This is a genomic window from Xenorhabdus sp. XBWT, assembly GCF_059072735.1.
Genome location: NZ_CM180990.1, coordinates 2923645 through 2939889, shown reverse-complemented (window position 1 = coordinate 2939889; position 16245 = coordinate 2923645). Strand labels below are relative to the sequence as shown.

Annotated in this window: 15 protein-coding genes, 1 tRNA gene and 1 pseudogene; 11 read left to right on the top strand and 6 right to left on the bottom strand. The window is 39.4% G+C overall.

Translation table 11 applies throughout. From position 1 onward, the window contains the following. The first annotated feature begins 81 nt into the window (after positions 1–81). Both AC5JQI_RS12760 and nfo read left to right on the top strand, forming a co-directional pair. Complete coding sequence (locus AC5JQI_RS12760; protein WP_493912435.1) at positions 82–234, top strand: hypothetical protein; 153 nt, start codon at positions 82–84, stop codon at positions 232–234. A 58-nt stretch (positions 235–292) separates the two neighbouring features. Beyond that, positions 293–868, top strand: a pseudogene (gene nfo / locus AC5JQI_RS12755) (deoxyribonuclease IV); the annotation flags it as partial. Here the strand turns inward: nfo and fruK are convergent. Next, a complete protein-coding gene (fruK, locus tag AC5JQI_RS12750; protein ID WP_493912434.1) occupies positions 869–1807 on the bottom strand; it encodes a 1-phosphofructokinase in 939 nt (312 codons plus the stop codon). Between the two features lie 291 nt (positions 1808–2098). On the opposite strand from fruK, the gene mtr reads away from it, so the two are divergent. Together mtr and yeiP are read left to right on the top strand one after the other, a co-directional pair. Further along, the gene (mtr, locus tag AC5JQI_RS12745) at positions 2099–3343 is read left to right on the top strand and encodes a tryptophan permease (RefSeq protein ID WP_237385200.1); all 1245 of its coding nucleotides are present in this window, start codon (positions 2099–2101) and stop codon (positions 3341–3343) included. Positions 3344–3473: 130 nt separating this feature from the next. Continuing rightward, entirely contained in the window at positions 3474–4046 is a 573-nt protein-coding gene (gene yeiP / locus AC5JQI_RS12740; RefSeq protein ID WP_493912433.1) for an elongation factor P-like protein YeiP, read from the top strand. Positions 4047–4123: 77 nt separating this feature from the next. Here the strand turns inward: yeiP and AC5JQI_RS12735 are convergent, their stop codons facing one another. Beyond that, a complete protein-coding gene (locus AC5JQI_RS12735; protein ID WP_493912432.1) occupies positions 4124–4435 on the bottom strand; it encodes a YmdA family protein in 312 nt (103 codons plus the stop codon). A gap of 949 nt (positions 4436–5384) precedes the next feature. Between AC5JQI_RS12735 and AC5JQI_RS12730 the strand changes: the two genes are divergently transcribed. Continuing rightward, a complete protein-coding gene (locus AC5JQI_RS12730; protein ID WP_493912431.1) occupies positions 5385–6089 on the top strand; it encodes a phosphatase PAP2 family protein in 705 nt (234 codons plus the stop codon). A gap of 344 nt (positions 6090–6433) precedes the next feature. Continuing rightward, on the top strand, positions 6434–7021 hold the full coding sequence (gene mepS, locus AC5JQI_RS12725) for a bifunctional murein DD-endopeptidase/murein LD-carboxypeptidase (protein WP_493912430.1): 588 nt from the start codon (positions 6434–6436) through the stop codon (positions 7019–7021). A gap of 100 nt (positions 7022–7121) precedes the next feature. Here mepS and AC5JQI_RS12720 read toward each other — a convergent pair whose 3' ends face one another. The 3 genes from AC5JQI_RS12720 to rsuA all read right to left on the bottom strand — a co-directional run bounded on the left by AC5JQI_RS12720 (position 7122) and on the right by rsuA (position 10085). Further along, positions 7122–7466 carry a YejG family protein gene (locus tag AC5JQI_RS12720; protein ID WP_275348388.1) on the bottom strand — a complete coding sequence of 115 codons (345 nt, stop codon included), beginning with the start codon at positions 7464–7466 and terminating at the stop codon, positions 7122–7124. Between the two features lie 691 nt (positions 7467–8157). Beyond that, positions 8158–9345, bottom strand: coding sequence for a Bcr/CflA family multidrug efflux MFS transporter (locus AC5JQI_RS12715; protein ID WP_493912429.1), 1188 nt, complete (start codon positions 9343–9345; stop codon positions 8158–8160). Positions 9346–9377: 32 nt separating this feature from the next. Further along, positions 9378–10085 (bottom strand): 16S rRNA pseudouridine(516) synthase RsuA, encoded by a 708-nt coding sequence (gene rsuA / locus AC5JQI_RS12710; protein ID WP_493912428.1) that lies wholly within the window; start codon positions 10083–10085, stop codon positions 9378–9380. A 264-nt stretch (positions 10086–10349) separates the two neighbouring features. On the opposite strand from rsuA, the gene radD reads away from it, so the two are divergent. After that, on the top strand, positions 10350–12107 hold the full coding sequence (radD, locus tag AC5JQI_RS12705) for a DNA repair helicase RadD (protein ID WP_493912427.1): 1758 nt from the start codon (positions 10350–10352) through the stop codon (positions 12105–12107). Positions 12108–12272: 165 nt separating this feature from the next. Continuing rightward, positions 12273–12554, top strand: coding sequence for a 50S ribosomal protein L25 (gene rplY, locus AC5JQI_RS12700; RefSeq protein ID WP_092548947.1), 282 nt, complete (start codon positions 12273–12275; stop codon positions 12552–12554). A 109-nt stretch (positions 12555–12663) separates the two neighbouring features. Here rplY and yejK read toward each other — a convergent pair whose 3' ends face one another. Further along, a complete protein-coding gene (yejK, locus tag AC5JQI_RS12695; protein ID WP_237385208.1) occupies positions 12664–13671 on the bottom strand; it encodes a nucleoid-associated protein YejK in 1008 nt (335 codons plus the stop codon). 277 nt (positions 13672–13948) lie between these two features. On the opposite strand from yejK, the gene AC5JQI_RS12690 reads away from it, so the two are divergent. The 3 genes from AC5JQI_RS12690 to AC5JQI_RS12680 all read left to right on the top strand — a co-directional run bounded on the left by AC5JQI_RS12690 (position 13949) and on the right by AC5JQI_RS12680 (position 16097). Next, positions 13949–14176 carry a YejL family protein gene (locus AC5JQI_RS12690; protein WP_237385209.1) on the top strand — a complete coding sequence of 76 codons (228 nt, stop codon included), beginning with the start codon at positions 13949–13951 and terminating at the stop codon, positions 14174–14176. A 29-nt stretch (positions 14177–14205) separates the two neighbouring features. Then, positions 14206–15945: an LPS biosynthesis-modulating metalloenzyme YejM gene (gene yejM, locus AC5JQI_RS12685; RefSeq protein WP_493912426.1), complete on the top strand. Its 1740-nt coding sequence runs from the start codon at positions 14206–14208 to the stop codon at positions 15943–15945. Between the two features lie 75 nt (positions 15946–16020). After that, positions 16021–16097 (top strand) — tRNA-Pro (locus AC5JQI_RS12680). Positions 16098–16245: the final 148 nt, after the last annotated feature.

Sequence of the window (16245 nt, the reverse complement as noted above, 5' to 3'; positions counted from 1 at the left end):
ACCATTGGTGGCATAGATTTTGATCTACCATATAAAGATATTTATACCGAATCCCTTAAAAACAAACCAAAAAGAAATGGTATGATGTGTACAGATATTGATAAAACAAGCCATTCATTAGTGGGGGTAAAGGCCAATAATGTGGAAGTTTGTTTTTATAATGAGCGCTTAGTTATGGCAAATGATGATTACACAAAACAAAAATCAAACGTAATTAATTTAAAAATCAATTAATTAAATAAATACTCATGACTGTAAATGATTATTTATGAATACATATGATTATACAAACGCATTCATTGATGAAATGCAGCGTTGTGAGCAGTTATGCATTGATTTACTGAATTTTCATCCCGGAAGTCATCTCAATAAAATCGATATTGATAAGTGCCTAGCCCGTATCGCAGAATCCATTAATATGACTTTGGACAAGACACAGAATGTCATCGCAGTCATCGAAAATACGGCTGGACAAGGAACTAACCTAGGTTTTAAATTTGAACAGCTGGCTGCGATTATTGACGGTGTTGAAGACAAAACTCGCGTTGGTGTCTGTATTGATACCTGTCACGCTTTCGCAGCAGGTTACGACTTACGGACTGAAAAAGACTGCGACGAAACCTTCAAAGTTTTCGATGAAATTGTTGGATTCAATTACTTGAAAGCTATGCACCTAAACGATGCCAAAAGCGAATTCTCAAGTCGAGTTGACCGACACCATAGCCTTGGTGAAGGTAATATCGGTAAAACACCTTTCAGTTATATTATGAAAGATGATCGCTTCAATGGTATTCCTTTGGTTCTTGAAACGATCAATCCAGATATTTGGGATCAAGAAATTGCTTGGCTGAAATCTCAGCAAAATTAATCATCTAACCGCAGTCAGTTCGATCCTTGACATCATTGAAGCAAGTTCAGTACGGCTTCTAATCCCAACATTCGGCTGGCTAACCGTAAGTGCGGAAACTGCGGTTGCCAGACGTAATGTATGTTCGCTGGATTCACGCATCAGCAAACCATAAACCAATCCACCGACCATGGAATCCCCTGCACCAACTGTACTGATAACCTCACAATGTGGCGGTTTTGCCAACCATGTACCAGAGGCATTAACCCACAATGCACCCTGTTCCGCTAATGAAATAACAACATGGGCAATCCCCCTATTGCGCAATTCATGAGCTACATCAATAATGCTGTCTAAATCCGGTAGTGGTTTACCCGCCCAAATTTCCAATTCATGACGGTTAGGTTTTACCAGCCACGGTGATGCCCTGAGGCCAGCAACAAGTGCTTCTCGGCTGCTATCAAAAATAATACAAGGACAATGGTGGCGTAATTGAATCATCCAATCCGCAAATAATTCTGGCGAGATCCCCTCTGGCAAACTGCCACTGACCACAACCATATCAAATTGATTCATCCACATAAGAGAATCACTGACAAATTTGTTCCACTCATCCTCTGTCACGTAAAAACCGGAAAAATTAAAATCCGTCACTTCACCGTACTTTTCCGTCAGTTTCACATTAATACGCGTTCGTCCTGAGACCAAATGGAAACGATTCACCATGTTATTTTCGCTGAAAAATTGCTGAAACCCTTCCTGATTATCCTGCCCCAGAAAACCACTGACGGTGACATCGATACCCAAGTCACACAAAACCTTCGCAACATTATTCCCTTTGCCAGCAGCATGAAGCCCTGCTGTCTGTACACGGTTAACGGTTCCCTTGACAATATCTGGACATAAGCCAACTAAATCATAAGCTGGATTTAAAGTAATTGTGGCAACTCGACGGCTCATCTTGCCCAGTTTCTCCTGAATAAACAGTCATAAGTAAAATATAAGATTTCTCCGTTATTTATAACATCAAAATTGAATCGTTTCAGTTAAAATTACTACTAGATTGATCATTGTATTATCACTATCTGAAAGTAAAAAATATTCCACGAAAGAATTTTCCTCCCCCTGCCCTTGTATGAAAAATACGACAAAAACTACTTAATTAACTTCCATAAATATTTATTTACACATATTACTCATTACTGTATCGTTGCGCTAGTACAAGGTAACACCATTCATCAGGGAGTCTATATGACCATTGAGGTAACGCAGAATTTGAAACGCCCCTCCATATTCGGTGGCGCTATGATCATTGCCGGTACTGCTATCGGCGCTGGTATGTTTTCCATTCCGATTGTCACCTCAGGCGTATGGTTTACAGGATCAATTATTTTACTGGTGTATACCTGCGTATGCCTTTATTTTTCCAGTCTGATGATTCTTGAATCTAATTTGAATTATCCTATTGGTTCCAGCTTCCATACTGTTACCAAAGACTTACTAGGTAAAGGTTGGAGCATTCTGACCGGTTTATCCATCACCTTCGTTTTGTATATCCTGACCTATGCTTATATCTCAGCGGGAAGCTCAATCATCCTCCACAATATTGAGCATATTCTTCCGATAAAACAGTCAGTAGCTGGCTTGATATTCGCCTTTATAGTTGCCTTTATTGTTTGGATATCCACTAAAGCAGTCGATCGTTTAAGCACAATATTAATCGGCGGGATGGTAATCACCTTTATCATGTCTGTCGGGGGTATGTTTACGGATGTCAAAACAACCATTTTGTTCGATTTGAACAACACCGATACAAGTTATTTACCTTACGCTTTGGGTGCTTTACCTTACCTGCTGACATCATTTGGCTATCACGGCAATGTCCCTGGGCTGGTTAAGTATTATCACAAAGACAGTAAAGCTGTTACTCGCAGTTTGCTATACGGTGCATTAATAACTTTGGTCATCTATATTTTGTGGCAGTACGCGATTCAGGGAAATATTCCCCGTGAAGCTTTCAAACAAATTATTGCCGATGGGGGTAATATTGGTAACTTACTGCAACAGATGGATAATACATCCGACAATCCAGCCGTGGCCCGCTTTTTAAATGCCTTTTCATATATGGCATTATCAAGTTCATTTTTAGGGGTATCACTGGGATTATTTGATTATCTGGCAGACTTTTTTAAATTCGATGACAGCGGAAAAGGACGTTTTAAAACCGCATTGATAACATTTGCTCCACCTACTGTACTGGCATTGCTCTTTCCAAACGGCTTCCTGTATGCAATTGGTTTTGCGGGTCTTGCCGCAACAATGTGGGCAGTTATTATTCCTGCACTAATGGTTCGTGCCAGCCGTCAGCGTTATCCGGAATCTAACTACCGTGCTCCGGGAGGGAATTTCTTGATAGCCTTTGTTATCCTGTTCGGGTTGGTAAATGCAATAGCGCATATCCTCTCCTTGTTTAATTTGTTACCAACTTATCGTTAATGTTTTCCCTTCGCCCCAGTCTTTTAACTGGGGTATTCATTCATTTCTTGCCTAATAAGTTGACTGCGAGTAATTTTGTCGCCACTTGAATCTTCATTCCACTATTTTCTTGTTCTTACGGAAGGTATCTATGGCTAAAGCCAATGAAATTAAACGCGGTGCTGCAATCAACCATAATGGAAAGTTACTGTTAGTGAAAGACATTGATATTCAGTCACCCAGCGCTCGTGGTGCCAGCACTCTGTACAAAATGCGTTTTACTGATATTCGTACCGGCCAAAAGGTGGAAGAGCGCTTCAAAGGTGATGATATTATCGAAACCATCACATTGACTCGCCGAAGTGTAATTTTTTCTTATATTGATGGTGATGAATATATTTTCATGGATGATGAAGACTTCACCCCTTATCATTTCAAAAAAGATCAAATTGAAGAAGAACTGCTGTTTATTCCAGAAGAGGGTTTACCAGGAATGCAGGTTCTGACAATGGATGGTCAATTACTGGCTCTTGAATTGCCACAGACTGTTGATATGGTCATTGACGAAACATCACCGGGCATTAAAGGAGCCTCTGCCAGCGCGCGCACTAAACCAGCTAAAATGAGTACAGGATTAACTATCCAAGTTCCCGAATATCTCAGTTCCGGCGAAAAAATCCGCATTCATATTACAGAGCGTCGCTATATGGGACGTTGTGATTAATTCCGTATTCTTGAATATGAGTTGCTCTTTTGACGAAAATAAGATCCAATCAAAAGAGCAACCCATTATCTATTAAGTCAAAAATAATCCACATTAACAATTGCCACACGTTTCTGGTTATCTGTCCACTTCACACTGGAAACACCTATGTTACCAGGAAGTATGACTCTACCTGTTGTTTTGTGAGTTGAAATGATTTGCCTAACTGTGAGATTTTTCCCCAACCGATAGCAAGAAATATTGGCCTGAGTGTTTGATATGATAACCTGACATCCTGGGTCAACAATAGCACCTGAAAACCGAATTATTCCTCCTGTTGATTCGGCATATCCATAAGAAAGCCATGAAATCAATAAACCGCCAATGAATAATTTAAGATAATTTTGCATGGTCACCTCACTTTCGTTTTTCCATTAACTAAAACTCAGTTACCTTTTATCCTTCATTTCCATAATAACTATTTCATGTAGAAAAAATACGACATCAACACTTTTTATTGATAAATATCAAATGTAGATTTTTTTCTAAAAATAATGACAATACTTTTATTAAATAATTTTAACAATTGCCATTAACACTCACTATTTGAACCAAATCACAAATAAAAGTTATAATTATAATTTATGTATATTAAATAAAAAAAACAGAATAATTAAGCAAATCCCTCCATAAAACCTAGTGATAATTTATAGTAATTACGCCTAAATTTTTACTTTCCCCCACCCTCATCAGCATATCCGGCATCCCAATTAAGTAATCATAGAAGGTCAACAATAGCATCATAAAAGTGAACATAACAGAACTTAAGATTGGGCGAAGAATACGCCATTGCAGGTAAGAGAAAGACATAAACAAAAAAATCGCCATTTTTCGTAACATAAGTATTCAATCTCCAAAACAAGCACTATTATCTATTTTGGCACCGCACTAATCTGAAAATCAGATAATGGTATAACGTTCTTCTATCTATATAACGGAAAATGAAACAATTTCTTTATACTTTTTATTTTTCCCGACCACAACTCAACATAATATTCTAATAAATCTGGATATAAGGTTATTCATATATAGTTATTTAATAATAGTCAGACATCAATGTTACGCTAAATATATATTATCGGTACTGACATGTGGATTGAGCTATTTTTCTGATATCAGGAAATCATTTTTATATTAACAATAAAATAATTCATCGATGAAATGTCCAAATATACTGATATAATCACACCTTAACGATACTCTTCCCTTAGTTATTACGCTTTCCTATAAATTTTGTTATAGTGCCATCCCTGTTAATTTGACTACCAAAGTCCATTTTCGCGTTAAAATAGGTATTCCATGACTCGCAGTCACCCACTAGCCATACTTGTGCTTAATATCCTTGGTATCGCCTTGTTTCTCTCATGGTACCTACCAGAGAACCACGGTTTTTGGTTTCATATTGATTCCAGCATTTTTTATTTTTTTAATGAGAAACTGCTGCCAAATTCTAAATTTTCCTTATTTGTAGCTATCGCTAATGTAAGAGCATTTGATGTTATCTCACTTTTATGTATGGGACTGCTTTATTACAGCGCGTTTCGCAAACAGGATTATGCGGGTAAACGTGGGCTTTTCATGCTTGGCCTAGTGATGCTGATCTCAGCTGTAATCATTAACCAAATTGGTCACCAAATTCCTGTCAGCCGCCCTAGTCCAACATTGACATTTGAAAATGTTAATCGCATAGGAGAAATGACAAGTTGGCATACTAAAGATGCCTCCAAAGATAGCTTCCCTGGCGATCACGGATTAATGCTTTTAATTTTCAGTAGCTTTATCCTTCGTTATGTCTCTCGCAGCGCATTCTTTGTTGCTCTGTTGATTATGGTTGCCTTCGCCCTTCCCCGCATTATGGCCGGTGCTCACTGGTTTACAGACATTGCTGTCGGCTCCTTATCTCTGACACTGATTGGCATGAGCTGGGTATTATTGACTCCATTAAGTGACATTATAGCAAAATGGCTAGATAAGAAATTACCGAACATTAGACGACCTAGTTGATACTGCAATATCGGGCAGATAGCAGAAATCTGCCCGATATTATAAAGTATTTATCAAATCAGTATAAAACCACAATAATCCTCTCTAACCTCTTAGTTAATAATCTAATTTTTTGTAAATAACTCCATTCATCTCTCGCTTTTTATTAATGATTTAAGTACTCTTTTCTACGTCCTTTTTATTAAAATAATACGTTTTGTAAAGATAATAATAAAATGTGTTGTTTCGCACACTTTAGGAACAGAAAATTTGTTAATTCGCCATATTATGACTAGGCTTTAGAATGTTTGGCTTTTTATGATGACGATAAGTCACGTTAAGGACTGCAGGGGAAAATCAATACGATGGTCAAGTCTCAATCAATACTGAGATGCATATTGCGGCTGATTCCCGCAATTCTAGCGGCAGTAGTACTAACTGCATGTAGTTCACCAGATTCCAAGCTCCGCAATAAACAAACTGAGATGCATGCAGTAAACTCTCAAAAGCATTTCTTACTGCAATCATCTCAGGATGAATTTGAAACTTTGGTTAATAATTTAGATACCAAATCTAAGCTACTTAACCAATATGCAGACTGGAAAGGTGTTGCCTATCGTCTTGGTGGAAACACAAAGCGTGGTATTGACTGTTCAGCTTTTGTCCAACGTACATTTCATGATCAGTTTGGCATGGCATTGCCTCGTTCCACGTTAGAACAACAAAATATTGGTCAAACCGTTAGCCGTTCTAAATTACGCGTAGGTGACTTGGTGCTGTTCAAAACAGGGATTCGGATGCGTCATGTCGGCATTTACCTTGGTAATAATCAGTTCGTGCACGCTTCAACCAGTAGTGGCGTGATTGTATCCAAGCTGACAGATGCTTATTGGAGTAAGCGTTACTATGGAGCAAGGCGAGTACTAGCAAAGAATACGAAAGTTTCAATATAACCAATACCAACTAATGCAGTCACTCATGACTCAGAACACTCCCTTGCAGACAATAAAAAACGCTTATTGAATGGAAGCGTTTTTTATTGATGAGTAAAAATTATAGCGGGTACAAAGCAGTTATATTTTCGGCTATTGCAGCACCTAATGTCTTGAGACGACACATCACAGCGCTCTCATCTTCTTTCGCAAAAAATAAACATGGTTCTTCTTCCCACTCAATCACAGCACTTAATATCTGCATATCAGCAATAGACTGATTTATAACTTGCATTATATCCCGTGCTTTTTCGCCTTCATGGCTTAACAATTTCAGCCCTGTCAGGCTATTTTTCATATCTGTATCTTCTGTTGGCAAAATTTCAACTTTCGTACCAACAAAACCAGATGACCACCGATAACTTTGCGGCAGTCTGTATACTACCGAAAGTTGGATATTATCCACGTATCATTCCTATTAGAAATAACATTAATATATCTAACCACCAGCTGTAAGTTATCGATTCGTCAAAACCGAATAACTACCCAACAAAAAAGTAAATAAAAAGTTAAAATAAAAATAAAACTATCGCCCTTCTTTCATTTTCCACCATTTTCCACCTTAAAAAAATGCGATCAACCTCGCATTTTATATATGTTTATACTGTTTAGGTAGAAAATTCAACTTATTTTTATGCAAGGCAATAACCTTTCATTCAATACTTATTTACATATTTGTTTTTTTCAAGCTTTATCATATACAAATAAAAGAATAATCTTCTTTAGTTACAACCAATTAGTCAATAATGGTTCCATTATTATCTACACCCACTTAAAGAGCAACAAGAAGTTAACAAAAAAACAAATAGCACGGTACTTTCCAGTACAAATAAGTTAACAAATTTCCACATTTGTCCAATGATCATTCGCTATTTCCTGTCTATTAAGACAATTAATCGCTTCTTTGCGTATTCAAGATACTTTAGGAAACAATACTCACTTAACCACTATCGGTCTGAGAAGAGGATTTTTAAAAACTATACTCAATGGATTTCAAGATTCAGTGGGGTGGCAAAGGGAACGAATCCCAAAAACAACGGAGGATATAGAGCAAACAACAAGGCTATCCAATATTAAAGGATAGCCTTCAGAGAATTTTATTTTTGCACCTTACGTGCATAGATAATAAGTGATACTGCTAATATCACACATAACACCATTGATCCTACCATTGGCCAAGCATTTTCCTCTGGCAATAAAGACAAAATAGCTCCCACTAACGCAGCAATACTAAAGCGGATAGTCCCAGCTAATGAAGAAACAGTTCCCGCCATATGGGGAAAATCATCCAATACAACAGCCATGGTATTCGATGTGATCATGGAGATCCCGCTGATATAAATGGCAACACCAATTACCAGCGAAATAAACCCTAAATCGAACATTGTGCTAAAAAATAACCATAATCCCATAATGAATTGCACAAATAGCCCCACATGCAGCATTTTCAATGGGCCATATTTGCGAACACACTGGCTATTAATAGTCGCCATGATGGATAGGAAAATAATGTTCAATCCAAAATAGTAACCAAAATCCTGCGCAGACACGCCATTTAATTTGATGTAAACAAATGCGCCGACTGTAAGGAAAGAAAACATTCCTGCAAAGGAAAAACCGCTTGCTAATATATAGCACAATACCTGACGCTGCCTAAACAGCATAACAAACTGTTTCAATGTGGTTCTTAAGTGGAATCTCTGCCTTTTCTCTTTTGGTAGCGTTTCCCTGATGAAAAAAGCGACCAAAGCGACAGCAATTACCGCAACAATAGCGATTGACCAGAAAATAGCATGCCAATTAAACCATATCATCACTATTCCACCCAACATGGGAGCCAATAGTGGTGCGATGACCATCACCAATGTCACAAAAGACATACTGCGGGAAAATTCCTCTTTCGTGAACATATCACGCATCAATGCGTTAATTACAACACCAGCCGCAGCAGCAGAAAAACCATGCAAGAAACGCATAGAGATAAAAGTATGAATATCTTGTGCCAAAGCACATGCCGCAGAAGATATGGCAAAAACAATGACACCGCCTAAAATAACAGGTTTGCGTCCTAAGCTATCTGACATTGGCCCATATATTATTTGCCCAATGGCGAACCCCAGAATATAGCTATTCTGCGTCATTTGCACCAAGCCATCACTAACACCAAAATCTTCAGCGATCGTTGGCATACTCGGTAGATACATATCAATCGCCAATGGCATTAACATAGAGAGCAAGCCAAGGATCAAGACTAATCCCAAATAGGATAATCTCTGTTGTTGCACGTAGGTACTCCTAAAAATTGAAGGTTAAAAAATTATAATCTTGGCATCTGTATGCTATTTATTTCACTATCAGTCAGCGCTCGGTATTCCCCCGTTCCCAATGCTGGATCGAGATTAATTTCCCCAATTCGTTCCCTATGGAGTTCAACAACATAATTACCTACTGCTGCAAACATGCGTTTTACTTGGTGATAGCGCCCTTCACTGATAGTTAAACGTACAATCTGAGGTTCAATAATTTCTAATTTTGCTGGTTTTGTTAGTGTTTTTTCACCATTCAACTGGATTCCGGCAAGGAATTTATCCTCAATATCTCCCGATATCGGGTGTTCCAATGTAACAAGGTACGTTTTTTCACAATGATGTTTGGGAGATGTAATACGGTGTGACCATTGGCCATCATCAGTCAGCAGAACTAACCCTGTAGTATCAATATCCAATCGTCCTGCGGAATGTAATTTATGTGCAACGGGTTCATCAATAAAATATAAAATAGTCGGGTTTGAGGGATCATCTGTTGAACACACATATCCCTGAGGTTTATTCAACATAAAATAACGGGGGCCATTTAATTGTTGCAATATCGTTCCATCATAAGCAACTTGCTGATCGGGCTTCAATTTATAGGCACCTGTCTTGATAACTTCATTATCGACTGTAACTAATTCTGCCCGTAAATCACGTCCCACATCATTACGACTAATACCTAACTGTTGTGATAAAAATTTATCCAATCGCATGAAATAGATCTACCTGATAAAAACATGAACACGCCTTTGATACTACAAATAACTTCAAGGCTACTATTAGGATATTAGATTACATAGATAATTTTTAAAATAATCATAACCCATAAAACTATAACAATAATAAATCAATTGCCATCACTCGTCTAATCCCTACGAAAACGAAGTAACAAATGCTTTCTCGTCAGCAAGGCTAAATGAAAAATGTTATTATCTGCATCAATAATCTTTCACCTGATACCATGACAGTAACACAAAATGGCTTTTACTTTACGCCCTTATCAACAAGAAGCGGTAGATGCTACCATCCGTTATTTTCGCCAACATGAAGATCCTGCTGTTATTGTTTTGCCAACAGGAGCAGGTAAAAGCCTTGTCATCGCTGAATTGGCAAAACTAGCTCACGGCCGTGTTTTAGTACTGGCACATGTCAAAGAACTTGTGGCCCAGAATCACAGTAAATATTGTACTTATGGATTAAATGCAGATATTTTTTCAGCCGGACTCAATCAAAAACAAAGCGCGGGAAAAGTGGTTTTTGGCAGTATTCAGTCCATTGTCCGCAATCTAGGTCGCTTTGACCACCACTTTTCATTACTAATCATTGATGAATGCCATCGCATTAGTGGTGATGAAAATAGCCAATATCAACAAATTATTCAGCAGCTACAAAAAAACAATCCTCAAATACGTATCTTAGGTTTAACTGCAACACCTTACCGTCTGGGTTCTGGCTGGATATACCAATACCATTATCATGGCATGATGCGCGGTGATGAACGATGTTTTTTCCGTGATTGTATTTATGAACTTCCCCTGCGCTATATGATTAAACACCACTTTCTGGTTCCTCCAGAAAGACTAGATATGCCGGTAATACAATATGACTTCAGTCAGGTTCGTACCCGTCAAGAAGGTATTTTCAACGAAGCTGAGCTAAACCGTGAGTTAAAACGCCAAAAACGTATTACACCGCATATCATCAAACAGATCATTGAATATGCCCAAGACCGGAAAGGAGTGATGATTTTTGCTGCTACGGTCGAACACGCCAAAGAAATTTCCCAATTATTACCTGCCGATCAAGCCGCTTTGGTGAGCGCAGATACTCCTGCATCAGAACGAGATCTCTTAATTACTGCGTTCAAGGAACAACGACTGCGCTATATGGTCAATGTTGCCGTACTCACAACCGGGTTTGATGCTCCCCATGTAGATTTAATTGCCATATTACGGCCAACAGAATCTGTCAGCCTCTACCAACAGATCATCGGGCGTGGATTACGTCTGTCTCCTGATAAAAAAGAGTGTTTAATTCTGGACTACGCAGGTAATCCCCATGATCTTTATACGCCAGAAGTTGGCAGCAGTAAGCCTAACTCACAAAGTCAACCGGTACAGGTTTTTTGCCCCATCTGTCAGTTCGCCAATACTTTTTGGGGAACTTGTACCGTAGAGGGAAAGATCATTGAACACTTTGGACGGCGCTGCCAAGGATGGGAAGAAGATGAAAATGGGAAACGACTGCAATGTGACTTCCGTTTTCGTTTCAAATCATGTCCACATTGTGGCGAAGAAAACGATATAGCGGCCCGACGTTGCCACCGCTGCGAAGAAGTACTGGTCGATCCTGATGATATGCTCAAAGCCGCCCTGAAACTCAAAGATGCTCTGGTTCTGCGCTGTGGTGGAATGCAATTGACACCGGGCCATGATAATAAAGGAGAATGGCTGAAAATTACGTATTACGACGAAGATGGTGCAAATGTATCAGAACTGTTCCGTTTATCCACTCCAGCTCAAAAGAAGGTATTTGAACTCCAGTTCCTCCGCCAGCATCAACGCGCACCCGGTACAACGTTTCTGTGGAAAACAGCGACAGAGATCATTCATCAACTCTCTTTATTACGTCATCCTGATTTTATTGTCGCACGCAAAAAAGGCCAGTTTTGGCAAATTCGGGAAAAAATTTTTGACTATAAAGGACGATTTAGACGAGCTGATGATCTGTATTAAGGGTATCCAATACCCGCCGTAAAATACATTTCTATTTGCTGTCATATCGGATTTTCGTTAGAATGCCGTCCGCTTAGCGTAATACATAATGTTAAGCCAAGTATCGAGCCTGCTGCTGGGTCGCCTGTAGCAGGATTTATTTTCTTCTTTTATAGAGAAAAAATGATGTTAACTATTAATGCGAAAGTACGTCAAGAGCAGGGTAAGGGTGCGAGCCGCCGCCTGCGTAGAGCTAACAAGTTTCCAGCGATCATCTATGGCGGTAACCAAGAGCCAGTTTCTATCGAACTGGATCACGATGCAGTTATCAACCACGAAAGCAAACCAGAATTCTACGAAGTTATGACTCTGGTTGTTGATGGTAAAGAAACTAAAGTTAAAGTGCAGGCAGTACAGCGTCATCCGTTTAAACCTAAACTGACGCACATCGATTTCCTGCGTGCTTAATTAGCCACAGTCGAGCTTTTATCGGGACGCCGAGTAAATAACGCCGCATTTGCGGCGTTATTTATTTCTACAGCTTAATATATTTCATTATTCGCATTGACTATCAAAATTAGCGATTACCACTGCCACGACGTTGTAATTGGTCACGTAGATTCGGTGGAGTACCTTTAATTGTCAACGTATCCGTGACCGGGTCCCAAAAAATCCGTTCTCCCATTAACATTGCATCAAAATTTATGGTCAGCCCTCCGCCGCTCCCTGCGAATTTCGTCAATTGGCGCAATGTCCCACGATCAGCAGGGAAACTTTCTTCCAATTCATATCCCTGTTCCTGTGAAAACTGCTGGAAACTTTGCTCACCCAGAGCTGGTAATTCTTGGGATAGTTCTTGTAACTTAATCTCTTCGCCTGCCTGCAATTGCTCATTACAGTAACCATAAACTTGCTGGCGATAAGCCTGACGTTCATTTTTATCCAACTGTACCGATTCACAATAATCATCCACAGCCTGCAACAGTCCCTTATTCTGTACTTTCGCATTCATTCCTTCACTGGCAGCCAGAAAGTCCATAAAAAAATCAGAAACTTTTCGCCCTACCCTACCTTTGAGGAAAGTCAAATAACGGCTGGATTCAGGATTAGTTTCCCACTCAGTCAAATCGATTCTCGCAACAATGTCAGCATGAGGAATATCAAGGTACTGCGTCGTGTTCACATCAAGTTCATCATTGACGGACATACTATTACAGCTATTAAGGGTTGCTATGAGCAAATATTCCACCGTCAGGTATCTATATTGACAAAACAACACCGTTCCACCTTCTGCAAACGGATACTTTGCCAACTCATCTTTCAGACGCACGGTTGCTGCTCGGCTAAAACCAAGAAAATCCTCATCTCCTTTACGCAAATGACGAAGGGATTCTGCCAGTTCACTCTCTTCATTGAACAAACCGTAAGCTTTGCTTTTCGCGCTATATACACGATGTAATTCCGCCATCATCTCTTCGACAACTTGATTGGCATCCAGAAGAGAATCGCGCAAAATTACTTCTAACGTTTGTTCGTCACGTTTAATCAACCGGTGTAACGCGATCTGGGTAATTTCCAGACTCATTATTTATACTCCTTTTGCAGCTTTGACCGTATAGGCTCTTGCGGTTAGCGACGTATTCAAACATCGTTATCTTTCTGCTGCAACCAAAAACCCAAATGATGGAAAAACGTTCACAAATTAATTATCAACATTCAACATATCAAAGACTAAAATGATGCAACAGATTCAAGAATGGCAACAACTTCCACAATAGGAAATTAATTTGTTATAAAAAAGCAGAAAATCACCCTTCTATACGGTAAGATATGGGGCTTTGTACATTCAGGATATTTGATTTATGCCACAGTCATCTCGCTATAGCGATGAAAAAGTTGAACATTTATTAACTGAATTAGTAAATGTTTTCGAGAAAAATCATACGCCGACTGACCTCACCTTGATGGTTTTGGGCAATATGGTAACGAATTTAATTAATACGAGCATTGCTCCTGCGCAGCGCAAGCACATCGCAGACTCATTTGCACGCGCGTTACAGTCTTCAGTTAACGAAGACAAAGCGCATTAATTTACTTAAAACCTTGACGTAAAGAAAATATGGTGACTAGCCGTCAGCATTACCGCGAAAAAGTTTCTCAGATGATCAGTTGGGGGCACTGGTTCGCACTGTTCAACATCGTGTTCAGTCTTGTGCTGGGCAGTCGCTATTTATTTGCATCTGACTGGCCGGGTTCACTGTTTGGGCGCGTCTATGCGCTGGTCAGTTGGCTCGGTCACTTCAGCTTTATCGTCTTTGCCATTTACTTACTTCTCTTATTCCCGCTAACATTTATCGTTATGTCTCAGCGGTTATTAAGGTTTCTTTCAGCTGCATTAGCAACAGCAGGATTAACGCTGTTAATATTCGATTCCTCCATCTATGTTCGCTTTCATTTACACTTAACCCCACTGGTTTGGGATTTAGTGATTAATCCAGAACAAGGCGAATTAGCAAGGGAATGGCAACTAATGTTCATCTGTATACCTATTATTTTTCTGATACAGATGCTCTTTGGTACATGGAGCTGGCAAAAACTACGCAGCCTGAGCCGACAACGATTTGGCAAGCCATTGGCAGCCGTATTTATTACCACTTTTGTAGCTTCCCATCTTATGTATATTTGGGCAGATGCTAATTTCTATCGTCCAATTACCATGCAGCGCTCAAACTTACCGCTTTCTTATCCAATGACTGCCCGTAAGTTCCTTGAAAAGCATGGCCTACTGGATCAACAAGAATATCAACGCCGTATTAACCAACAAGGAAATCCGGCGGCACTAAGCGTCAATTATCCACTGAATAACCTCTCCTACCATGATACCGGACGCGGCTATAACTTGCTCTTGCTCGTCGTAGATGGGCTGGATAATCAAGATATCCTCACGGATATGCCAACCTTGAAACACTTTGCGAAGAAAAATATCCAGTTTACTCAACACTTCAGTACTGGTGTTAAGAACGATACTGCATTATTTGGTTTATTCTATGGCATATCATCGGGTTATCTGGACGGTATACTCAATGCAAGAAAATCATCCGCACTTATTGATGCACTGACGCATCAGAGGTATCAATTTGGTCTTTTTTCTTCAGATGGATTTGAAACCCCACTTTACCGTCAAGCTATTTTAACCGATTACTCATTGCCAAATACCAATAAACAGAACGATAACTTAACTGTGACCCAATGGCGTAATTGGTTGGATCTACGTAATAATTCAACACCGTGGTTCTCATTCCTGGATATTAATGGCCTCACATATCCATCAAGTAACTTTGATAAAAAAGCGCTGGATGCTGAAATCAATACTGTTTTAGAAACTTTGGCCAATAAAGGCATCCTGGATAAAACTATCATCGTGATTACAGCCAAGCAGAGCAAAGAAACAACAAACCGCTCAGCATCATGGTTTACCGGTGATAAATTCAACCGCGAAAAAATCCATGTTCCCCTGATAATTCACTGGCCAAACACACCAGCACAAGTAGTAAATAAACTAACCAATCATCAGGACATCATGACAACGCTAATGCAGCGCTTACTGCACGTAAGTAATTCTCCAGAAGATTATTCACAAGGCGAAGATCTCTTCAACGCTCAGAGAAAAAATCCATGGCTGATTACTGGTAATGACGGCTCATTAATAGTTACAACCGCTACAAACACAATCTATCTTTCTAAGGATGGGGAATATCATCTATATGATTTGGATGGCAATGAAATTCAGTCTACCAAACCAAACCTAGCTCGACTATTACAGATATTAACTGAAGTAAAACGTTTTTTAGCGAATTAATCGTTTAAAAATCAAGCACTCATTAAGTTAGGGGCTTGCTTTGAAAATAAAAAACGGTAGTATAGGAAAAGTCATCGGCATGTAGCGCAGCCTGGTAGCGCACCGTCATGGGGTGTCGGGGGTCGTAGGTTCAAATCCTATCATGCCGACCAAATTTCCCCAGAAAGACCAACCTGTTAAGGTTGGTTTTTTTATGTCTGCAATTTGCTTGGTGTAAAATGGGGGTAAAACGGGTGTAAAACCCTATCCAAAAACATCATCTTTATTAAGGTAGAAATAATCACGCCCAAAGTGGGATAT